Annotated in this window: 21 protein-coding genes; 3 read left to right on the forward strand and 18 right to left on the reverse strand. The window is 68.0% G+C overall.

What is annotated here, in order from left to right:
- The 4 genes from HCU76_RS15490 to HCU76_RS15505 form a co-directional block, all read right to left on the reverse strand.
- Nucleotides 1-648: an alkylhydroperoxidase domain protein gene (locus HCU76_RS15490; protein ID WP_218509885.1), complete on the reverse strand. Its 648-nt coding sequence runs from the start codon at nt 646-648 to the stop codon at nt 1-3.
- Complete coding sequence (locus HCU76_RS15495; protein WP_218509886.1) at nt 645-1313, reverse strand: CMD domain protein; 669 nt, start codon at nt 1311-1313, stop codon at nt 645-647. Before HCU76_RS15495 ends, HCU76_RS15490 begins: the two co-directional genes overlap by 4 nt.
- Nucleotides 1310-2398, reverse strand: coding sequence for a putative FMN-dependent luciferase-like monooxygenase (locus tag HCU76_RS15500; RefSeq protein WP_218509887.1), 1089 nt, complete (start codon nt 2396-2398; stop codon nt 1310-1312). Before HCU76_RS15500 ends, HCU76_RS15495 begins: the two co-directional genes overlap by 4 nt.
- A 124-nt stretch (nt 2399-2522) precedes the next feature.
- Complete coding sequence (locus HCU76_RS15505; RefSeq protein ID WP_371319833.1) at nt 2523-4160, reverse strand: rhodanese-like domain-containing protein; 1638 nt, start codon at nt 4158-4160, stop codon at nt 2523-2525.
- Between the two features lie 148 nt (nt 4161-4308).
- Between HCU76_RS15505 and HCU76_RS15510 the strand changes: the two genes are divergently transcribed.
- A complete protein-coding gene (locus tag HCU76_RS15510) occupies nt 4309-5256 on the forward strand; it encodes a fatty acid desaturase (protein ID WP_218509888.1) in 948 nt (315 codons plus the stop codon).
- 416 nt (nt 5257-5672) lie between these two features.
- Here HCU76_RS15510 and HCU76_RS15515 read toward each other — a convergent pair whose 3' ends face one another.
- The 10 genes from HCU76_RS15515 to HCU76_RS15560 form a co-directional block, all read right to left on the reverse strand.
- The gene (locus HCU76_RS15515; RefSeq protein ID WP_213954449.1) at nt 5673-6560 is read right to left on the reverse strand and encodes a VOC family protein; all 888 of its coding nucleotides are present in this window, start codon (nt 6558-6560) and stop codon (nt 5673-5675) included.
- A gap of 12 nt (nt 6561-6572) precedes the next feature.
- Nucleotides 6573-7331, reverse strand: coding sequence for an ABC transporter ATP-binding protein (locus HCU76_RS15520; protein ID WP_256354219.1), 759 nt, complete (start codon nt 7329-7331; stop codon nt 6573-6575).
- A 98-nt stretch (nt 7332-7429) separates the two neighbouring features.
- On the reverse strand, nt 7430-8302 hold the full coding sequence (locus HCU76_RS15525) for an ABC transporter ATP-binding protein (RefSeq protein ID WP_213954451.1): 873 nt from the start codon (nt 8300-8302) through the stop codon (nt 7430-7432).
- Entirely contained in the window at nt 8286-8864 is a 579-nt protein-coding gene (locus tag HCU76_RS15530) for an OsmC family protein (protein ID WP_213954452.1), read from the reverse strand. Before HCU76_RS15530 ends, HCU76_RS15525 begins: the two co-directional genes overlap by 17 nt.
- 23 nt (nt 8865-8887) lie before the next feature.
- On the reverse strand, nt 8888-10717 hold the full coding sequence (locus HCU76_RS15535) for an ABC transporter permease (protein ID WP_213954453.1): 1830 nt from the start codon (nt 10715-10717) through the stop codon (nt 8888-8890).
- A 23-nt stretch (nt 10718-10740) separates the two neighbouring features.
- On the reverse strand, nt 10741-11910 hold the full coding sequence (locus HCU76_RS15540) for an ABC transporter substrate-binding protein (RefSeq protein ID WP_213954454.1): 1170 nt from the start codon (nt 11908-11910) through the stop codon (nt 10741-10743).
- Nucleotides 11911-12077: 167 nt separating this feature from the next.
- Complete coding sequence (locus HCU76_RS15545) at nt 12078-12437, reverse strand: hypothetical protein (protein ID WP_213954455.1); 360 nt, start codon at nt 12435-12437, stop codon at nt 12078-12080.
- Nucleotides 12438-12448: 11 nt separating this feature from the next.
- The gene (locus HCU76_RS15550) at nt 12449-13276 is read right to left on the reverse strand and encodes a MetQ/NlpA family ABC transporter substrate-binding protein (protein ID WP_213954456.1); all 828 of its coding nucleotides are present in this window, start codon (nt 13274-13276) and stop codon (nt 12449-12451) included.
- Nucleotides 13277-13309: 33 nt separating this feature from the next.
- Nucleotides 13310-13972 (reverse strand): methionine ABC transporter permease, encoded by a 663-nt coding sequence (locus tag HCU76_RS15555; protein ID WP_213954457.1) that lies wholly within the window; start codon nt 13970-13972, stop codon nt 13310-13312.
- Entirely contained in the window at nt 13965-14843 is an 879-nt protein-coding gene (locus HCU76_RS15560; protein ID WP_218509889.1) for a methionine ABC transporter ATP-binding protein, read from the reverse strand. Before HCU76_RS15560 ends, HCU76_RS15555 begins: the two co-directional genes overlap by 8 nt.
- A gap of 223 nt (nt 14844-15066) precedes the next feature.
- On the opposite strand from HCU76_RS15560, the gene HCU76_RS15565 reads away from it, so the two are divergent.
- Nucleotides 15067-15876, forward strand: a complete 810-nt coding sequence (locus tag HCU76_RS15565; RefSeq protein WP_218509932.1) for a MetQ/NlpA family ABC transporter substrate-binding protein — start codon at nt 15067-15069, stop codon at nt 15874-15876.
- Nucleotides 15877-15892: 16 nt separating this feature from the next.
- Nucleotides 15893-16879, forward strand: coding sequence for a ketopantoate reductase family protein (locus HCU76_RS15570; protein ID WP_371319834.1), 987 nt, complete (start codon nt 15893-15895; stop codon nt 16877-16879).
- A gap of 207 nt (nt 16880-17086) precedes the next feature.
- Here the strand turns inward: HCU76_RS15570 and HCU76_RS15575 are convergent, their stop codons facing one another.
- From HCU76_RS15575 to epsC, 4 genes are all read right to left on the reverse strand, one after another.
- Nucleotides 17087-18988 (reverse strand): family 2A encapsulin nanocompartment cargo protein cysteine desulfurase, encoded by a 1902-nt coding sequence (locus HCU76_RS15575; protein WP_218509934.1) that lies wholly within the window; start codon nt 18986-18988, stop codon nt 17087-17089.
- Between the two features lie 90 nt (nt 18989-19078).
- Nucleotides 19079-20011 (reverse strand): family 2A encapsulin nanocompartment shell protein, encoded by a 933-nt coding sequence (locus tag HCU76_RS15580; RefSeq protein ID WP_218509890.1) that lies wholly within the window; start codon nt 20009-20011, stop codon nt 19079-19081.
- 60 nt (nt 20012-20071) lie between these two features.
- Nucleotides 20072-20344 carry a helix-turn-helix domain-containing protein gene (locus HCU76_RS15585; RefSeq protein WP_213954461.1) on the reverse strand — a complete coding sequence of 91 codons (273 nt, stop codon included), beginning with the start codon at nt 20342-20344 and terminating at the stop codon, nt 20072-20074.
- Nucleotides 20345-20518: 174 nt separating this feature from the next.
- Nucleotides 20519-21445, reverse strand: a complete 927-nt coding sequence (gene epsC / locus HCU76_RS15590) for a serine O-acetyltransferase EpsC (RefSeq protein WP_213954462.1) — start codon at nt 21443-21445, stop codon at nt 20519-20521.
- Nucleotides 21446-21470: the final 25 nt, after the last annotated feature.

Genomic DNA, 21470 nt, shown 5'->3' on the forward strand with positions numbered 1-21470 from the left:
TCAGTGCGATGGCAATGCCGGCTCGCCCAGCGACAGCATCAGCCGGTTGGCCCAGTTGAAGAAGGCCGCGCCCTGGATCACGTCCGCAATCGCAAGGTCGTCCAGGCCCGTCGCGCGCAGCCGCGCCACATGCGCCGGCCCGAAGGCGATCGGCGTGGCCGACAGGGCCACCGACGCGTCGACGATGGCGTTCCAGCGCTCGCCGTCTTCATCGTCTTCGCCGTCCTTGTCCTTTCCGAAGCGCACCTTGCTCACGCCTTCATCGAGCAGGCGCTGCACGTCCTCGCTTCGCTGCGAGAAGTGCGACGCGAAGCGCGCATGCACCGACGCGCAGTAGATGCAGCCGTTGAAGCGCGAGGTGGCGGCAGCGGCAAGCTCGCGTTGCGCGCGTGGCAGTCCCGCCTCGGGGTTGTAGAAGATGTCCTTGTCGGTGCGCGTGCGCGCGCCGAGGATGTCCGGGTCGCGCGCCAGCAGCATGAAGTACGGCGACTTCGCGCGCGAGGCATCGACGAGTCCGGCGTAGTGCCGCTCGGTCAACTCGCTCTCGGGCAGCGGCGCGAGCCAGGGCAGCCATTCGAGTTCGCGTTGCGTGAAGGCGTTGGGCGGCACGTTGGCCGGGTGGTCGATGGTGGTGGTCGTCGCGCTCATGATGCAAGCGCCTCCGCCGCCGGCGATGACGCCGCGACTTCGTCGTCATCGCTGCTGCGCTTCAACGCCTGAAGGCCCACGACCACGCGCAACTGGAACGCCAGGAACGACACCAGTTGCGACAGCGTGACGATGTCGGTTTCAGACCAGCCGGCATCGAGCAGCGCCTGCAAGGCCTGCGCACTCGCATCGCGCGGATGGAACACCAGCAGGTGCGCATGGACCAGCGCTGCCGACAGCTTCGCGCCCAGCACGCCGGCGGACGCCTTGCTCACGCCGTATGAAAGCCCCGGCGCATCTTCCACGCTCAGCGGGCCTTCGGGGTAGCGCCCGTAAGGCCCCGACGCATCACCGGCCGCCGCCTCGGCCGCGATGGCGTTGATCAGCTCGCGCGAGGCGCCGTGGCTGGCCAGCCCGTCGGCATAGAAGCGCGTCGCCTGCGACTGCCCATGCAACAGCGCCACGAAGGTCGCGACGGCAAAGCGCTGCACCAGCGTGAACCCGTCTGCGGGCGGCGGCGATGCGGGCTCGAACAGCGCCAGGTAACTCTGCTGGCTGTGGATGCGCGCCTGTGCGCGTCCAGCGCGTGTCGCGTCGAGCGCGTGGCCGGGCACGATGCCCGCCAGCTGGTCGATCACATCGGGTGTGGAGTGTGGGGTGGTCATGCGGCGATGGGTTGGAGTGAGGAGGGTTGGGACGAGGAAGCGTCTGCGGGTGCCTGTGCGCTCCAGCCGAGCGCAGGCGCCACGCGCGTGGCGATCAGTTCGATGCTGCGCAGGATCAGCGGATGCGGCGGGTCCACCGAATGCACCTGGAACACCATGTCGGTCACGCGATCCAGGGCGCTGTCGGCACGCAGCGATGCGATCACGTCGTCGGGCGTGCCGACGTGCACGTCGTAGCCGGCGATCAGTTCCTGCAGGCTCGCCTCCGGGCCCGGCCGGGTCGGATCGGCCAGGCGTGCCACGCCGCTGCGCAATCCAAGCTCGGCGTATCGAAGTGCCTCGCGCCGGTCGTTCGCGACGAAGACCGAGCGCGAACCCATGATGCGGGGCGTGCGGCCTTCGGGCAGTTGCTGCAGGTAGGCATCGATGATGGGATGCTGGAGTTCGGACAGCGACGCGTGCGGCGCATCGGCCGTGCGCGGCTGCGTGCGCGAGAGCATCAGGCCGTCACCGGCCGCGCCCGCGCGCGCACCGCCGGCCACCGAGAAGGTGGCTTGCCAGATGCGGTCGAGCAGTTGGGGCGACGAGGGGTAGATCTGGTCGCCACCGGGCAACGGCCGGCCTGCCCATGCGTCACGCACCAGCGACAGGTGCGCGGCGAACGCCTCGGCCCGCTTCTCGCTCGTCTGGCCGAAGGCAGCAAAGGCCGATGGCGTGCCGCCGGTGCCCACGCCGAACTCCAGCCGATGGCCCGACAGCAGGTCCAGCACCGCCGCGTCCTCCGCGACGCGCACCGCGTTCTCCAGCGGCAGCGTGACCACGCCGGTGCCGATGCGGATGCGGCGGGTGAGCGCGGCCACGTGCGCGAGGAAGACGAAGGGCGATGGCAGGCCGCCTTCGGCCTCGTGGAAATGATGCTGTGCGACCCAGGCCGAATCGAAGCCGAAGCGCTCGGCATGGGCGATCTGTTCGGCGACGAGGCGGTAGCGTTCGGCGGCCGGCGCGTCGTCGAGCAGGCGGCTGAAGAAGCCGAGCCGCCGGGGCGCGCGCAGGGCTGCGTGAGGGTGTGATGAAGGAGCGGGCAAGAGGAGGTTCTCGGTGGAGGCGCGCAGGCGGCGCCGCTCGCAAAAATGCTACCGGGATCGGGCCAGTTGCATGCATCGAATTGGTCGCATGGATATCTGGTGAACAGATATGCGACGCGGGCTGCTACGGGGCGCGCGGCGTGTCTGCGGGGTCGGGGAAGTTGAAGCGGACTGTCGGGTCGCGCATGACGCGTGCGGACAAGGCGCGCTCCCATGCGAGGTAGTCGCGCCATGCGGACTCGCGCTGGTCGGGGCGGACGCGCATGGTGGAACCCCAGTCGTCGTCGAAGGGGGTGAGCAGGTCTTGCGGCGTGTAGTCGGAGGTGGTGGGCATGGCTTGCGATACCCAGGCTTGAATGCCGCCGACGAGCCAGTGGAAGGCGTGTGCGTCGGGCCATTCGCGCTGGGCATCGCGCGCCGCGAGGCGCGATGCGGCGCCATCTTCGGAAGTGAAGACGATGGGGCGGCCTTGCGCGATCAGCGGCGCGAGCGGGGCCATCGACGCGGGGAGCAGGTAGCGGGCGCCGGGCACATGCCGGCGTTCGAAGTCCTCGCTGGGGCCGACGTGGACGACGATGACCTCGTGCCTAGCGAGCCGGTCCTGGAGCGCTGGCGCGTCGATGCCTTGAGATACGGCATCGTCTTCGGCTTCGCGCGTGATGTCGACTTGCGCAGGCCGAGGCGGCGCCTCGCCATCGAGCACCGCGACCTCGCATTGGTTGAACTGCCGCAACCAGAAGGCCGTGACCGCCGCCCGCAGGCCATGTGCATCGTCCACCAGCACGACGCGTGCGTTGCGCGTGCCGACCAGCTGCTCGAAGTGCATGAGCACCTGCCCACCGGGCACGTGGCGCACATCGCTGGCCGCTGCGCTCGCCGCGGACGGGACGGGGCGCACGTCGAACAGGTAGAGCGTGCGCTGCGTGTCGGCGCGCCAGCGGGCGAGTTGCGCGCCGTCGATCACCTGCAGGCCGGCGCGGGCGCGCAATTGGGCGGCGCGTTCGGCCAGCACTTGCGCGGAGGCCGGCGGCAGGTCGGCCGCTGCTTGCGCGTGGCTCGCCACCGCGCCACCGTTCAGGCGCCACGCCATCACGCCGTCTTCGACGAATGCGGCATGGCGATGACCGAGCACCGCCAAGGTGGTGGCGCCCAGGAGCCCCCGGGTGCGGCTGAAGCATTGGATGGCCCACAACGGGTCATCGGCGCCGCCGTCGTCGATCGCGAAGTCCCGCAGCGCCAGCTCGGTGCCGGGATGGTTGCGTGCGCCCTCGATCGACAGGAAGGCGAACTCGTCGGGCGGTCGCACATCGACGACTGCGACCTGCGCGCCCGATGCGCGCAGCGCCTGCAACGCAGGCACGGGCAGGATGCGCGTGGCGTAGTGCTGCCGCACGCAGTCGCCAAAGGTCTTGATCAGCGTGTTCCATCCGTCGATCGACGGCAAGCCCCGCGCCGTCCAGGCCTCGAGGCCGCCTTGCAGCACGCGCACGTCTTCATGGCCGAGTCGCTGCAGCAGTGCCCAGGCTCGGTCAGCTGCCGCGCCCGGCTCGCCTGCATCGTCATACACCACGACCGTCGCGCTGCGCCGCGGCACGAACTCGGGGATCTGCAGTTCCAGCCCGCTCAGCGGCGCGCAGCGCGCGAGATTCAAGTGCCCCGCGTGAAAGGCACGCGCCTCGCGCACGTCGAGCAGCGCCAGCTCGCCATCGGCCAGGAGCAGCGCCTGCAGCGCATCGGGGGTGATCATGGGCGGGTCGGTCACTTATGCACTCTATGAGCAGCGACGCGGATCGGTCGAGCGATTTCCGCATATCCACATGCGCATTGGTCGCATGCAAACCGCGACGGGTTTCCTACCATCGACACGCGCCCAGCTCGCTCCCGAATTTGCAGTTCCTCATCAGAGACACATGACGACCGCATCCACCGCCTCGGCAACTCCTCCTCGCCAAGCACGCCCTGCCCGCCTGGTCTGGTGGCGCCACTACGAAGCGCCGACGCTGGCATTGGTGGCCGCGTGCTATGCCGCGTGGGCCGCACTGATCTGGTGGCACGCATCGCTGCCGGGCTGGCTGCTGTTCGTGCTGGGCGGCTATGTCGCGCAGCTTCATTCGTCGCTGCAGCACGAGAGCATCCACGCAATGCGCTACCTGCCGCGCTGGCTGCGCCAGGCCATCGTGTGGCCGCCGCTCAACCTGTGGCTGCCGTATGCGCTGTATCACCGCGGACACAGCGCGCACCACGTCAACTTTCACCTGACGCATCCGGACAAGGACAGCGAGAGCAACTACCACTCCGCGCCGGCGTGGCAGCGCTACGTGCCGTGGCGGCGCGCGCTGTACTCAGCAAACCAACTGCTGTCCTTTCGCTTGCTGGCGGGGCCGGCGATGCGCCTGTGCACGCTCGTGCGCGGCGAGTGGCGCCGGGTGCGCGCGGGCGACTTCTCGCATGCGCGGATGTGGCTGGTGCACGCGCTCGGCGTGGCGGGCGTATTCGCTTTCGTGGTCGGCGTGTGCGGCATGAAAGTCTCGACCTACCTGCTGTGCTTCGTCTACCCCGGCATGATGCTGGGCCTGCTGCGCAGCTTCACCGAGCACCGCTGGAGCGACACGCCGCACGCGCGCGTGGCCATCGTCGAATCGAACTGGTTCGTGGGGCTCATGTACCTCTACAACAACCTGCACCACGTCCACCACCGCGCGCCGAGCATGCCCTGGTACGAGATCCCGCTGTACTTCCGCCGGCACCGCGCCGAGGTGCTGCAGGGCAACGGGCACTTCTACTACCGGGGCTATGGGGAGATCGTGCGGCGGTTCCTGTTCCGGCCGGTGTTCGCGCCTGTGCATCCGAAGTGGTGAAGGTGCCGACGCCTTTGTGACGGCGGCGGGCTTTCGGTTTTTCACGACGGGATAGCACGATCCGCGATGTACGGAACTCGAAAGACGCAGGTGCTGGGTTCAGCAGTGCGTGCCGAGGACACCGGGTATCTCCCTCCGCGAATGTCCCCCGGCCTTCGGCCTCCTCCTTTATTTCGCTGCGGGAGACACCCGATGCCCTCGGCACGTGGAACTGTTCGTTGCGTTCCTGAATTCGGTCGATCAACCGCAGCGCGTCTGGATCACGTCGATGGTGTGCTCTGCGCAGCGAAATAAAGGAGGAGGCCGAAGGCCGGGGGACATTCGCGGAGCAGAGTACGCCGTCGGCGTGAGCCTGCTCGCAACGCCTCCTGTTCAGTGCCACGACAGGCACGGAACGTCGCGTTCGTCGTCAGCATTCAAGCCGGTTCAGCAAGCGCGGCAGCTTGTGCGAAATGAAGGTGGGAAACCGCCGCAGCGCCTTCCAATTCGAACTCGATGCTGGCGCCGTGCGTGCGCGCGAAGGCGGGCGTTGCCGCATCTGCACGCGTGGTGCGCAGCGTCAGGTGGAACGGGCCTTCGCCGTGCGCGGCAAGCCGGCGCGCGATGGGGTCGCCGTCTTCGTCTTCGGTGCTGTCGTCTGCGTTGACCGCGCGCCGGGTCGAACTCAGCACTAGCGTGCTCTCGCCCAGGGTGATCAGCGCGATGCGGTCGTGCCGCGCATGCAGCGTCACGGCGCGGCCGACGTGCGTTCCTTGCGCCTCGCCGAGCAACGCGCGGTAGCGTGCGAGGGTTGCGTCCAGGTCCTGCACCGCGATGGCGAGGCTGGCGACGCCTGTTGCGCCGTTGGCATGCACGCGGGCATCGCCTTCGGGCACGCGCAGCGCACGGGGCGTGATGTCACCGCAAAGGAAGGGCAGGTCGTGAGTGGTGGGCCGCGCGGTCTGCCACACCAGGCGCTCGCCATCGGGACGCAGGCGGCCGCCGTCGAGCGGGCCTTCCAGCTTCAGGCCACGCTGCGCGGCCTGCGCCACCGTTTCGCCTGTGTCGGCAGGCAGCAGCGCGAAGTCGACGAGGCCTTCGCCGCGGCGCTGCAACAGTTGCCACCAGCGCTCCTGCGGCGCCGGGGACTTCCATGCGATGAGCTCCAAGTAGCTACCGTCTGCGAAAACGACCAGCGCGTTGTGCGTGCTGCGGCCCGGATGGTCGCCGCCGCGCTGCACGTTGAAGCCCAACGCGGCGTAGTCGGCGATGGTGGCCTCCAGGTCATGGACGGCGATGACGATGTGGTCGAGTCTGAGTGACATGGATGTTGGCTTTCAGGAAGCGGTGCTGGCGGCATCGCCACCACCGAGATAGGCGTCACGGATGCGCGTGTCGGTCAGCAGTTGCGCGGCCGGGCCCTGCAGCACGATGCGCCCGGTCTGCAGCACATAGCCGTAGTGCGCGATCTGCAGCGCGAGGCTGGCGTTCTGCTCGACCATGAAGACCGACACGCCCTGCCGGTTGATCTGCGCGATGAGCTCCAGCACCTTGTCGACGTAGAGCGGCGACAGGCCCATGGTCGGCTCGTCCATGCAGATGAGTCGCGGCCGGCCCATGAGGGCGCGCGCCATCGCGACCATCTGCTGCTCGCCGCCGGAGAGCGTTCCGGCCTGGAACTCGATGCGCTCTGCCACGCGCGGGAAGAGTTCGAGCATGCGCTCGAGGTCTTCCGCGATCGCCTTGCTGTCATTGCGCGCATAGGCGCCCATCAGCAGGTTCTCGCGCACCGTCATCGCGGGGAACAGTCGCCGCGCCTCCGGCACGGAGCCGATGCCGCGGCGGATCACCTGCGGGGTGCTGAGGCCGAGCGTGGACTGGCCGGCAAAACGCACCTCGCCGGAGCGCGGCTTCTGCAGGCCGAGCACGACTTTCATGGTGGTGGACTTGCCGCTGGCGTTGCCGCCGAGCAGGCTCACGATCTGGCCGGTGCGCACTTCGAGGTCGAGGTCGAAGTGGGCTTGGACGGGGCCGTAGAAGGTGTTGACCTTGCGGAGTTCGAGCAAGGGGTGCGACGTGGAGGGGCCCTGGATCATCGCCGCGGCTTCTCGGCGCGGCGTGCCCTCACCCCAGCCCTCTCCCCGCAGGGGAGAGGGAGCGGGGAAACCGGTGCGGGCGACGGTCGAGAGGATCGTCATGCGGCGAGTGCTTGCGGCGCGGGCGCAAGGGCCTTCGCCGCGATGGTCTGGCCGACGTTGCGGCTGCCCAGGTAGGCCTCGATCACCTTGGCATCGTTGCGCACATCCTGCGGCAACCCTTCGGCGATCTTGCGGCCATCGTCCAGCACCACGACGCGGTCGGACAACTGCATCACCAGGTCGAGCTTGTGCTCGATCAGCAGGATGGTCTGGCCGCGCGACTTGAGGGTGCGGATGATCTCCAGCATCTCGGCGGTCTCGCTTTCGTTCATGCCGGCGGTCGGCTCGTCGAGCAGCAGCAGGCGCGGCTGCAGCGCCAGCGCACGGGCGATCTCGACGCGGCGGCGATTCGCATACGACAGGCTGTACGCGGGATGGTCGATGCGCGGCGCCAGGCGTTCGCCGAACAGCGCGATGATCTCCAGCGCTTCCTCACGCAGCTGCGCTTCCTCTCGCGTGACCGATGGCGGTTGCACCAGGGCCAGCGCAAGTTCGGCCAGTGCGCCCACGCCCGGCACGCCGCCCAGGCGCGGACGCACCGCGCGCAGCCGCGTGTGCGCGCCGACCAGCACGTTGTCGAGCACCGTGAGGTTGGCGAACACGCGCCCGTGCTGGAAGGTGCGCGCGAGGCCGCGTTGCGCGAGCTTCGGCGCGGGCCATCCCGTGATGTCCTCGCCTTCGAAGCGCACCGTGCCGCCGTCGGGTTGGTCCAGGCCGGTGACGAGGTTGAACAGCGTGGTCTTGCCCGCACCGTTCGGGCCGATCACGCTCACCAGTTCGCCCTCGCCTACCGCGAGGTCGACCGCGTTGACCGCCGTCAAACCGCCGAAGCGCCGCGTGAGGCCCGAGACTTCAAGCAGCGAGGGCATCCGCGTCCTTGGTCGCCGCGTTGGCGGCGGTCGCTTTCGAATTGACCAGCTTGACCTCGGCGCGGATCGTCTGCGGATTGCGCAGCAGGTTGAGGATCGGGCAGGTGCGCTCCACCGCTTCGAACAGCGCGTCGATGTCTTCGCGCGGCGCCGGCGAATCGATGTTCACCGTGTAGGCGATCTCGTGCGGCCAGATCGGCGTCTGCTCATGGCCGGGCTTGCCGCCGCGCGGGTCGATGATGCCGGTCACTTCCACGTCCAGGCTTTCCAGCGGCACCTGCCGTTGCGCTGCATGGATCAGGAAGATGTGCGTCACGCAGGTGCCCAGCACGCCCAATTGCAGTTCTGGTGAACTCGGGCCGAGGTTGTAGCCGGCGAAGTCCGGCGGGCTGTCGCTGATGACCTGATGGTCGCGGATGCGCAGTCGCCGCACGCCGCTGCGGCCTTCGGCGCGCACGTTGGCCTTCAGTTGCAGCGGCTGGGCGGTGCCGGCCTCGATGGCGGCATCGCGTGCGAGCACGGCGGCGCGTTTCTCGGCGAGATAGTCGTTCAGGTGGCTCATCGAAATTTCCTTTGCATGAAGGTTCAAACAGTGCCCAGCAGGCCCTGCGGACGGAAGCGGATCAGCAGCAGCAACGCCACGCCATAGATCAACATGCGGTACTCCGCCGTCACGCGGAACAGCTCCGGCAGGCTGACCAGCGCGACCGCGCCGAGCAGCGCGCCGCTGATGTTCCCGAGCCCGCCCAGGATCACCATCGTCAGCGCGAGGATGGAGATCTGCGAGGTGAAGGTCTCGTGGTTGATGTACGAATACAGGTGCGCCGTGAAGGCCCCGCTCACGCCGGCCGCGAAGCCGCCGAAGCCGAAGGCCATCGCCTTGTAGCGATCGGGGCTCACGCCGTAGGCACGCGCGGCCACCTCGTCCTCGCGCACCGCGCGGAAGGTGCGGCCCAGGTGCGACCGCAGCAGCCGCCATTGCAGCAAGGCCAGCAGCACCATCGCGGAGAAGGAGGCCCAGTAGAACGAAGCGTTGGACGAGGCGTCGTGCCCGAACAGCGACAACGGCGGAATGCCCGAGATGCCGATCGGCCCGCGCGTCAGGCTTTCCCAATTCAGGATGGTGAGCGCCACGATCTCGCCGATGCCCAGCGTCGCGATCGACACATAGTGCCCGCGCAACCGGAACGCCGGAAAGATCAACGCGGTGCCGATCAGCGAAGTCAGCAGCCCCGCCACCACGATGCTCGTGCCCACCGGCAAGTGCAGATCCAGCACCAGCAGCGACGACGCATAGGCACCGATGGCCAGCAGCCCCGCATGCCCCAGCGAGATCTGCCCGATGGTCCCGGCCACCAGCGTCAGGCTCAGCGCCAGCGCCGCATAGAGCCACGAGTTGGTCAGCACCTGCAGCAGGTAGGGGGAAGGGTTGAACAGCGGCAGCACCGCGGCGATCACGAACAGCGCGGCCAGCAACGGCGGCGGCACGCGCCACGGCTTGCTCGGCGCGATGAAGGTGCCGGTCAGCGGCTCCGGCGGCAACGCGCGCTTGCGGCCGAACAGGCCGTTGGGCTTCCACACCAGGATGAGCAGCAGCAGCACGAAGGCGAACAGGTTGCGGTACGGCGTGCCGAACATCGCCACGCCATAGCTTTCGGTGAGCCCCAGCAGCATGCTGCCTACGACGGCGCCCGGCACGTTGCCGACGCCGCCCACCACCGTCGCGACCACGCCCTTGAGCGTCGCCTGGAAGCTCATGGCCGGGCTGATGTTGTTGTAGTACATGCCCACCAGCACGCCCGACAGGCCGCCCAGCGCGGAGGCGATGGCGAACACGCTCTGGTTGACGCGGTTCACGTCCACGCCCATCTGCTGCGCGGCGTCGCGGTCCTGCGCCGTCGCACGCACGGCCCAGCCCAGCTTGGTGAAGCGCAGGAAGCCGAACAGCAGCGCGGCGCTCGCGATGCCGATGCCGGCGATCAGCAGGTCCAGCGCGCCGATGGTGCCAGTGCCGATCTGCAGGCGCCAGTCGGGCAGCTGCGTCGGCAGCGCGCGCGGGTCGGGGCTCGCGAAGAGCTGCACCAGGATGTCGAGCACGAAGCTGATGCCGATGGTCGCGAGCAGCGGCGCGATGCGGGCAGACCCTTGCAAGGGCCGCAGTCCGACACGCTCGATCAGCATGCCGAGTGCGCCGGAGCCCAGCACCACCAGCAGCAACGTAATGGGCAGTGGCGTGTGCAGGAAGGTGATCGATGCCCAGCCGATGTACGCACCGACCGTGTAGACAGACCCGTGCGCGAAGTTGATGAGGTGCGACACCCCGAAGATCAACGCGAGGCCGACGGCCAGCATCGCGTAGATGTTGCCGATGATCAGGCCATTGACCGTGTAGTCGAAGAACGAGGTGAAGCTCATGCGCGCTCAGGGGTCGCAGTGCTTCAGCGGGCCGAAGCCACCGAGGCCTTGCCCTTCACGTCGCTGAGCGCCCACTTGCCATCCTTCACCACCAGGTCGACGCTCTTCACGCCGATCACGCGGCGCGACTGCGGATCGAAGTTGGCCTTGCCGAACACCACGCTCGGCACGTCCTTGATCTTGTAGAAGGCATCGCGCACTGCGGTGCGATCGCCCGTGGGGCCGGCCTGGTTCAGCGCGGCGGCGGCGATCTGCACGGCGTCGTAGGCATAGGCATTGAAGGCGTCGGGCTCCTTGCCGAACTTGGCCTTGAAGCGCGTGACGAAGGCCTGCACCTCGGCGCGCGGCTCCTCAGGGAAGAAGGCGGTGTTGCTGTAGACGCCGTTGACCGCCGCGCCGCCGAGCTCGATGAACTTGGGCGAGTAGACCGAGCCGCTCGCCGCGATCGGCTGCTTCAGGCCGACGTTGCGCACCTGCCCTGCGATGAGCGCGCCGTCGGGGTAGTAGGAGATCAGCACCAGGCCATCGGGGTTGGCGTCGCGCACGCGCACCAGCGTCGAGCGGAAGTCCTTCTCGTCGGGCTGGTAGCCCTCGGCGATGACCACCTGCGCACCACGCGCCTCGGCCGCCTTCACGAACACGTCGCGGCTGGTGCGGCCCCAGTCGGTGTTGAGGAACAGCACCGCCACGCGCTTGAAGCCCAGCGTGGTGACGGCCAGGTCGGCCAGCAGCGGCTGCGAGTCGGCCTGGCTGATCGAGGGGCTCCAGATGTAGTCGCCGCCCTTGGTGTAGTCGGGGTGCGAGTTGGTGAAGCCGAGTTGCACCAGGCCCGCGCGCTGGTAGATGGGCGAGGCGGCCATCGAGGCCGGGCTGGAGAAGTCGCCGAGCTCGATCTGGATGCGCTTGTCGTTGACGAACTTCTGCGCGAGGCCGACGGCCTGGCGCGGGTCGCTCTGGCTGTCCTCGAAGGTGTAGGCCAGCGGCCGGCCGTGGATGCCGCCCTTGGCATTGATGTCGTCGAGCGCGAGGTCGAAGCCGGCCTTCCACTGCGCGCCGTACTGCGCGTTCTGGCCGGTCAGCGGGCCGCTGACACCGAACCAGACGGGCTCGCCCGTGGCCGGTGCAGCGCTCGCGAGCATGGGGGCCAGCAGGATGACGCCGGCGAGGCGAAGGAAGAGTTGGCGGCTAAGCATGAGAGTGCGCTCCAGGGCAACAGGAAGACCTTGATTCTTCGATCCGCGCGCCTGCAAGGGAACGAAGAAAAAGGAGCAGGCTTAGTTGCTATCCGACTATCCGTTGCACCTCGGAACTGCAGCATCGCGGCATTGGTTCACTGCTGCATCGCCGCACCGCTGCAGCGTCACTCGTCGTCTGCGGACTCGTTGCCGGTGAGTTCGAGCATGGTCTCGATGAAGGTGTCGAGCGAGGGGAGGTCCGGCCATGCGCCGAGCGGCTTGTCGCGGCCCGGCGCGGGCGCATTGCCGGCCTTGGCTTCGATCCAGTCGCCGGGCTCGCAGAGCACGCCGGCAAAGCCGTCGCCGGCGCGCAGGTAGAGCAGGCGCGTCTTGGCGAGTGCGGCATCCGACTGCTGCCTCGCGCGCCGCCGCGCACGCGGTCGCCACGCAGCGCCCAGCTCGGCCAGGCAGCGCGCGATCTCGCTGTCGCACACATGGGTCTCGCCCCAGTTCCCTTGGGCGTCGAAGCTGACGAGTACACCCATGGCTGCCGCGCCTACTGCAGGAAAGTCGGCTTGGCGTAGCCCTGGAATTTGCTGTCCACCACGGTCTGGAAGTCCTTCGAGTGGTATGCCTCGACGATGTCCTTGGCCCACGGCGTGTCCTTGTCGGCGCGCTTCACGGCCACGACATTGAGGTAGTGGTCCGGTGTCTTCTCCAGCGCCACCGCTTCCGTCAGCTTGAGGCCCGACGAGATCGCGAAGTTGCCGTTGACGATGGCGTACTCGGTGTCGTCCAGCGAGCGCGGCAGCTGCGCGGCTTCGAGCGGGATGAACTTCAGCTTGCGCGGGTTCTCGGCCACGTCCTTCTCCGATGCGCGGATCGGGTCGATGCCCGGCTTGAGCGTGATGAGCTTGTTCTGCTCCAGCAGCACCAGCGCACGGGCCAGGTTGCTCGGATCGTTCGGCAGCGTGACGCGGTCGCCCTCCTTCGCCTCCGCGATGGTCTTGCGCTTGTGCGAGTACACACCCAGCGGTGCGATCGGGCCTTGCACCAGTTCGACGATGTCGAGCTTCTGGTCGGCCGCGAACTTCTGCAGATAGACGCGATGCTGGAAGAAGTTGGCGTCGAGCGAACCTTGGGCGAGCGCCTGGTTGGGCTGCACGTAGTCGTTGAACTCGACCAGCTTCACCTTGTAGCCCTTCTTCTCGAGGATGGGCACGATACCGGCCTTGAGCTGGTCGATGTTGGAGCCGGCGGTGCCGCCGATCACCAACTCCTTCTTGGTGGCGGGTTGTGCGTGGGCCTGCAGCGCGAGGCCGCCGACAGAGAGCACGGCGATGGAGAGGGCGAGGACGGAGCGGCGGAGGAGCGAGGTGGTCATGGAAGATCCGGTGATTGAAAGGGAATAGAGGGTTCAGCGCTTGTCGAGCCGGCGCGCCGCCGTGTTGCCGACGAACTGCAGGATCTGCACAAGCACGACCAGCAATGCGACGGTCAGCACCATCACGTCGGTCTGGAAGCGGTAGTAGCCGTAGCGGATCGCCAGGTCGCCGATGCCGCCACCGCCCACCACGCCGGCGATGGCGGAGTACGACAGGAAGCTCACCGACAGCACGGTGAACGCCAGCACCAGGCCCGACCGCGCCTCGACGATCAGTACGCGCCAGATGATCTGCAGCTCCGACGCGCCCATCGCATGCGCCGCCTCGATGACGCCCCGCGGCACGTCGCGCAGGCACTGGTCGACGAGACGCGCGAGGTACGGAATGGCCGCCACCGACAACGGCACCGCCGCCGCGAGCGGCCCGATCGAGGTGCCGGCAATGACCCGCGTGAACGGCACCAGCGCCACCAGCAGGATGATGAAAGGAAAGGACCGCACCGTGTTCACGATCCAGTTGAGCACCAGGAACACCGGCCTGTTGGCGAGCGACTGGCCGGGACTCAGCAGGAACAGCAGGATGCCCAGCGGCCCGCCGATCAGCAGGGCGGCGCTGAGGCCGATGCCCAGCATGAGGAAGGTCTGGCCGATGGCGATGCCCAGCTCGGGCAGGATGGCGGCGATGTTCTCAGGCATACGCCACTCCTTGCTGCGGTGCGATGTGGCGTTGCACTGCCGGGCGCGTGGCCTGCTGCGCTGCTTCGCGTTCGCGGCGGCGCACCAGTTCATCGATCTCCCGGCCCAGTGCCGTGGCGCGCTCCGCGGCTGGCGGTGCATCGACCTCGAACTGCTCCACGAGCCGACCCTGCTCCAGGATTGCGACGTGGCGGCACAGCGCCTCGACCACCGAGAGCTCGTGCGTCACGATGACGATGGTCACGCCGATCTTCTGGTGGATGTCGCGCAGCGTGTCGAGCAGTGCGCGCGTGGTCTCGCTGTCCAACGCCGACGTCGGCTCGTCGCACAGCAGCACCTTCGGGCGCGGCGCCAGTGCGCGTGCGATCGCCACGCGCTGCTTCTGCCCGCCCGACAGTTGCGCCGGGTAGCTGTCGATCTTCTCGGCCAGGCCCACCAGGTCGAGGCACTCGCGCACGCGCGCCCGGATCTCCTCGCGTGAGTGGCGGCCGTGGATCTTCAGCGGGAAGGCAACGTTGTCGAACACCGTCGCGTTCTGGATCAGGTTGAACTGCTGGAAGATCATGCCGATCGACTGGCGCGTGTCGCGCAGTTCGCGGCGCGACAACGTCGTGAGGTCGCGCCCGTCCACGAGCACCTTGCCGGCGTCGGGGCGTTCGAGCAGGTTGATGAGCCGCAGCAGCGTCGACTTGCCGGCGCCGCTCTTGCCGATGAGGCCGAAGATGTTGCCTGCGTGGATGTCGAGCGAGAGCGAACGCACGGCGTCGAACACCTCGCCGTTGGGGAGCTTGAAGGACTTCTGGACGGCTTCCAGGCGGATGACGGGTTGCTGCGTGCCCGGAGGGGCTTCGGCGATGGATGCGGATGTCATGAGCGATGCGGCCGCACGCTGTGCGGGCCATGCAAAGCCGCGAGTATCGGAACGCAGCGTCGGAATGGGAACGACGCAATTGGCGGGTGCTTATCTGGTCAGCGCATAAGCGGCCATGCCGCGATCGCCAAAGTTTTCCGCATATCGCTGCGCGAATTTCTTCGTTCGCGCAGGCGGCATGCGCGCGCAAAGTCGCCGCTCCATCTTCAACGATCCGTTCGCCATGCACTTCCCCTTCCGCCGCCGCACCGCCATCGCCGCCCTCTCTCTCGCCTTCGCGGTCGCGCTGCCCCTCCATGCCCAGGACAGGAAGACCGTCAAGGTCGGCGTCTCCGTCGGCAACGGCGAGCAGATCTTCGAAGTGGTGAAGAAGGTCGCGGCGCGCGACGGCCTGGCGCTCGACGTCATCGTGTTCAACGACTACCAGTTGCCCAATGCCGCGCTGGCCGCCGGCGACCTCGATGCCAATGCCTTCCAGCACCAGCCCTTCCTCGACAACCAGAACAAGGCGCGCGGCTTCGACATCGTGCCGGTGGCCCTGACCATCACCGCGCCGCTGGGCTTCTATTCGCACAAGATCAAGGCTATCGATGCGCTGCCCGACGGCGCCTCGGTCGGCATCCAGAACGATCCGTCCAACGGCAACCGCGCGCTGCTGCTGCTGCAGCAGGCCGGCCTCATCACGCTCAAGCCCGAGGCGGTGAAGAACAACACCGCCACGCCGCTCGACGTCGTGACCAATCCGAAGAAGCTCAAGCTGGTGCCGCTCGATGCCGCGCAGCTGCCACGCTCGCTGGACGACCTGACCATCGCCTCCATCAACAACGACTATGCCGAGAAGGCGGGCCTGTCGTTCGTGAAGGACGCGGTGATCAAGGAATCACCGAAGGGGCCGTATGCCAACCTCATCGCGGTGCGCCGCGTCGACAAGGACAAGCCATGGGCGCAGCAACTGGTGAAGGCCTATCACTCGCCCGAGGTGAAGAGCTTCATCGAAACCAAGTTCAACGGCGCGCTGGTGCCGGCCTTCTGACAGCGCACGCAGCCCTATGCCCAACGTATCCGACAAGTCCGAGATGAAGTTCCTCGTGGTCGGTGCCGGCGCGGTCGGCAGCTATTTCGGTGGCCGCTTGCTGCAGGCCGGGCACGACGTGAGCTTTCTCGCGCGGCCCGGCCGTGCGGCGCAGCTGGCCGCGCGCGGGCTTGCGATCCGCAGTCCAACGGGCAACCTGCAACTGCCCTCTCCAACCGTTCTCGCAAGCCGGCAGATCCAGCAGCCATACGACGTGGTCATCGTCGCCTGCAAGGCCTACGACCTCGAGGCGGCCATGGTCGACTTCGCGCCCGCGGTTGGCGCGGACACCGCCATCCTCCCGCTGCTCAACGGCATGCGCCACCTCGACCTGCTGGTCGAGCGCTTCGGGCGCCGCAGCGTGCTGGGCGGAGCCTGCGTGATCGCTGCATCGGTCGACGAGACGGGAGCCATCGAGCATGACGGCCCGGAGCACACGCTGTTGTTCGGCGAACTCGAAGGCGAGCGCACGGCGCGCATCGACCGTATCGCGCAGGCGTTAGGGCAGGCCCGCTTCGAAGGGCTGGCCAGCGACCGCATCGTCCAGGACATGTGGGAGAAGTGGATCCACATCGCCACGCTCGCCAGCCTCACGGCGCTGCTGCGCGCCAACGTGGGCGACATCGTCAGCGCCGGCGCGCAGCACATCGCGCTGGACCTGCTCGACGAGTGCTGCCGCATCGCCGCCTTCAACGCGCATGCGCCCCGAGAGAAGGCCATCGTACGCACGCGTGCGGCCCTGTGCATGCCGGGCTCGGTGCTGACGGGATCGATGTACCACGACATCGAACGTGGCGAGCCCACCGAGAGCGAGCACATCCTCGGCGACCTGCTGCGACGCGGCCGCTGGTCCACGGCGGACACGCGCCTGCTGCCCGTGGCCTATGCGCAGTTCAGGAGCCATGAAGCGCGCCGTGCACGCGAGGCGCAGGAAGCAGCGCGACCCCGGCGCCTGGTGGCCTGAACGGAGCCCACCGCCAAACGCGCCTGCAGAGCGCCGCTCCTCAGCCATTCAAGGGGCGCGTGTGGCGAACGGTGAGCCCGGCCCATCCCTCTTCGCATGAAGCCGCACGTCGGTGCTGGCAACGTCTTGCGCGACCTCAAGAAAAAGCGGGGCCCGCAGGCCCCGCAAATCGTCGCGCACGAGCGACGAGGAGACAACCCCAATCCTTCAGCGTTTCAAAGCCCTGTGTCCCGACAGCCGCCGCACCACCGCCACCATCCGGTCGATCTCATCGAAGGTGTTGTAGAACGCCAGCGAAGGCCGCACCGTGGTCTCGACGCCGTTGCGCCGCAGGATCGGCTGCGCGCAGTGGTGCCCGGTGCGCACCGCGATGCCTTCGTCGTTCAGCGCATGGCCCACTTCCTCGGTCGTGTAGCCATCCAGCACGAAGGACATCACGCTCGCCTTGTCCGCCGCCGTACCGATCAGCCGCACGCCCGGAATCGCGCCCAGTTCCCGCATGCCGTACACCAGCAGCTCATGTTCGTAGCGCGCGATGTTCTCGATGCCGATCCTGTTGACGTAGTCGATCGCCGCGCCCAGGCCCACCGCGTCGGCGATGTTGCCGGTGCCAGCCTCGAACTTGCTGGGGATCGGCTGGAACACGGTCTTCTCGAAGGTCACGTCGGCAATCATGTTGCCGCCGCCCTGCCACGGCGGCATGTCTTCCAGCACCTCGCGCTTGCCCCACAGCGCGCCGATGCCGGTCGGGCCGAACACCTTGTGGCCGGAGAACACGAAGAAGTCGGCGCCGATGTCCTGCACGTCGACGCGCATGTGCGAGACCGACTGCGCGCCATCGACCAGCGCCACGGCACCGGCGCGATGCGCCAGCTCGACGATCTCCTTCACCGGCACCACCGTGCCCAGCGCATTCGACACCTGCGTGACGGCGACGATCTTGGTGCGGTCGTTCAGCAGCTTGCGGTATTCGTCGAGCAGCACCTGCCCCGAGTCGTCTACCGGAATCACGCGCAGCTTCGCGCCCTTGGCGGATGCGAGCTGCTGCCACGGCACGATGTTGGCGTGGTGCTCCAGATGCGACACGATGATTTCGTCGCCCTCGCGCACATGCTGGCCACCCCAGCTCTTGGCCACGAGGTTGATGGCCTCGGTGGTGCCGCGCACGAAGATCACCTCGTCCACTTCCGGCGCGTTGATGAACTTGCGCACCCGCTCGCGCGCACCCTCGTAGGCATCGGTCGCGCGCGCCGCCAGTTCGTGCGCGGCGCGGTGGATGTTCGAGTTCTCGTGCTCGTAGAAGTAGCTGATGCGATCGATCACCGATTGCGGCTTGTGCGTGGTCGCGGCGTTGTCGAACCAGACCAGTTGCCGGCCGTTCACGCGCTCCTGCAGCACAGGGAAATCGCGCCGCACGGCATGCACGTCGAAGGGCTGTCGCTGGCCTGCGGTTGCCACGGGCACATCGCTGCCATGCGGCGATGGCTTGGCCGGCGTGACGTAGCCGCTGGGCAGGCGCACGGCGTCGACGAAGTAGTACTGCGGCTCGGTCGAGGGCGTGGGTGTCGATGGGGTCGCTGGCGCCTGCTTTGCCAGCAAGCCCTGCACGTCGGCACCCTGTGGTTGCGCGAACGGGAAATACGCCAGTTCATCGCTGATGCGCGGCGCGCTGTCGGTACCCCGGCCGCCAGGCGATGGCTGGCCATAGGTGTCCCCGAGGAAGTAGAACGGCGATGCGCCCGCAGCGGGATGCGTCGCCGCTTGCGACGGCGTCACCGCTGCAGCCTCCGGCACGCCGATGGCCGCGGTCGCCAGGCGCGGCTCATACGCCGGCAGCGCAGCGAACACGTTGTCCGGTACGCCATTGCCGGCCACCGCATTCGGCAGCTGCGACGGCAGGCGGTTCGCGAGCGACGGCAGTTGGGTCGGCGAAGCCGGCAGCAGGTTGCTGCCCGGCACCTGGCCTTGCGGGATCGGCGTGCCGGGCACGCTCGGTCCGAAGCCCGCGGGGCTCACCAGCGGCGAACCCGGCGGCGCGAGTTGCGATGGCGCCTGCGCGCCCGGCGGCACGTAGTGCCCCGGCAAGGCCGCGAACAACTGGCTCGCCATGCGCGCCAGCACCTCGGGATCGAACGGCGCCTCCACGCCGTGCGGCAGGCCGGCGCCGGTGGGGGGAGAGATTGGGCTGCTCACCGCGGCCTACTTGTAGGTGTCGGCGTAGTCGTGGTACTTGCCGACCTCGACATCGTCGAGCACGGCCAGCGCATCCGTCGTCAGAACCGCGAGCGAGCAATACAGCGAGATCAGGTAGGACGCGATCGCATGGTTGTTGATGCCCATGAAGCGCACCGACAGGCCCGGGCTCTGCTCGCCGGTGAGGCCCGGCTGGAACAGGCCGACCACGCCCTGGCGCTTGTCGCCCACGCGCAGCAGGATGATCTTGCTCTTGCCGTCGGCCACCGGCACCTTGTTCGACGGGATCAGCGGAATGCCACGCCAGGTGATGAACTGCGAGCCGAACAGGCTCACCGTCGGCGGCGGGGTGCCGCGGCGCGTGGCTTCGCGGCCGAACGCCGCGATCGCGAGCGGGTGCGTGAGGAAGAAGGCGGGTTCCTTCCACACCTTGGTCAGCAGCTCGTCGAGGTCGTCGGGCGTGGGCGCGCCGGTCAGCGGAAAGATGCGCTGCTCTTCCGTCACCTGCGCCAGCAGGCCGTAGTCGGGGTTGTTGATGAGCTCGCTCTCCTGGTTCTCCTTGATCGTCTCGATCGTCAGGCGAAGCTGCTCCTTGATCTGGTCGTGCGGGCTGCTGTAGAGGTCGGAGATGCGGGTGTGCACGTCGAGCACGGTGCTGACCGCGTTGAGGAAGTATTCGCGCGGGTTCTCCTCGTAGTCGACGAAGGTGCGCGGCAGCTGGTTCTCTTCCTCGCGCGATGTGCAGGTGACCTTGATCGACTCGGGGTTCTTGACCTTGTTGAGGCGATAGATGCCTGCCTCCACCGGGACCCATTGCAACAGGTGCGTGAGCCAGCGCGGACTGATGGTCTCGAGCTGGGGGACGGTCTTGGTGGCATTGGCGAGCTGGCGCGCTGCGTTGTCGCCAAGGGCGGTGGTTCCACCGACTGTTGCACTCATGGGGGGCTCCGTGGGTTGAGGAAAGGACGAAGCCAGTGTCCTGTTGCCAAGGGTTATCCCTCAACAGGCTATAGCCATCAAATTGATGCGTTTGGCCAACACCTGCGACTCCAGCTCCTCGCAGCGCGCGAGCAGGCCCGAGGTGTTGAGCTTCAGCGCGTCGGCCAGCTTGCGGGCAGTGACGATCGACGGAATGACGCGGCCCCGCTCGATCTCGCCGACGTAGGACCGGTTCAGGTCGGAGTGCTCGGCCAGTTGCTCCTGCGACCAGCCCTGCTGCTCGCGCAACCGCCGCACCGCGACGCCGAAACTCTCGATGAGCGCTGCGGTCATTTGCGCCCCCACGCTCGGCACTTCGTGTCCTCGCTGCCCCCCGAGGGGGCGCGAGCTTGCTTGGGGCGGCCCGGCGCTGCGCTCATTTGCACCCCCACGCTCGGTACTTCGTGTCCTCGCTGCCCCCCCGAGGGGGCGCGAGCTTGCTTGGGGCGGCCCGGCGCTGCGCTCATTTCAAGCCCGCAACGCCAGCCGCGGCTGCGGCGCGTTCTGCAAGCTGGCCTGTGTCACGCTCGTGCCGGCAGGCACGTCGTCGGTGACCCAGACATTGCCGCCGATCGTCGCCCCTTTGCCGATGGTCACCCGTCCGAGGATGGTGGCGCCGGCGTAGATCACCACGTCGTCCTCCACCACCGGGTGCCGCGGCAGTCCCTTCTGCAGGTGGCCGGATGCATCGGTCGGAAAGCGCTTCGCGCCCAGCGTCACGGCCTGGTAGACGCGCACATGCCGCCCGATCACCGCCGTCTCGCCGATCACGACGCCGGTGCCATGGTCGATGAAGAAGCCGGGCCCGATCCGCGCGCCCGGATGGATGTCGACGCCGGTCTGGCCATGCGCCAACTCCGCCACGATGCGCGCCAGCAGCGGTAGCCCCAGCGTGTAGAGCGTGTGCGCCAGCCGGTGGTGGATCATGGCCAGCACGCCCGGATAGCACAGCAGCACCTCGTCCACGCTGTGCGCGGCCGGGTCGCCCTGGAATGCAGCCACCACGTCGCTGTCGAGCAGCCGGCGGATGTCGGGCAAGGCATCGCCGAATTCCCGCACCGCCTGCGCAGCGCGCGCATCGACCTCGTCCGCCGCGGCAGGGGCATGCCTGCCGACGTACTGCAACTCCAGCCGGGCCTGGTCCAGCAGCGTGTGCAGGGCCGCGTCGAGCGTGTGCGCGACGTAGTAGTCCTCGCCGTCCGGGCGCAGGCTGGGCGGCCCCAGGCGCAGCGGAAACAGTGCGCCCTTCAACTGCTCGACCACCACTGCGAGCGATTCGCGCGACGGGAACTCGCGTCCCGCCGGCTCGCGTGAACGCTTCTGCGCATCGCGCCATTCGCTGCGCACGCCGCGCAGGGAACTCGCGATGCGGTCGATGTCGAGGCGTGCGGGCATGGCGTCCTTTACGTTCGTTGGCCGG

The sequence above is a fragment of the Variovorax sp. dw_308 genome, assembly GCF_019207085.1.
Classification (GTDB): domain Bacteria; phylum Pseudomonadota; class Gammaproteobacteria; order Burkholderiales; family Burkholderiaceae_C; genus Variovorax.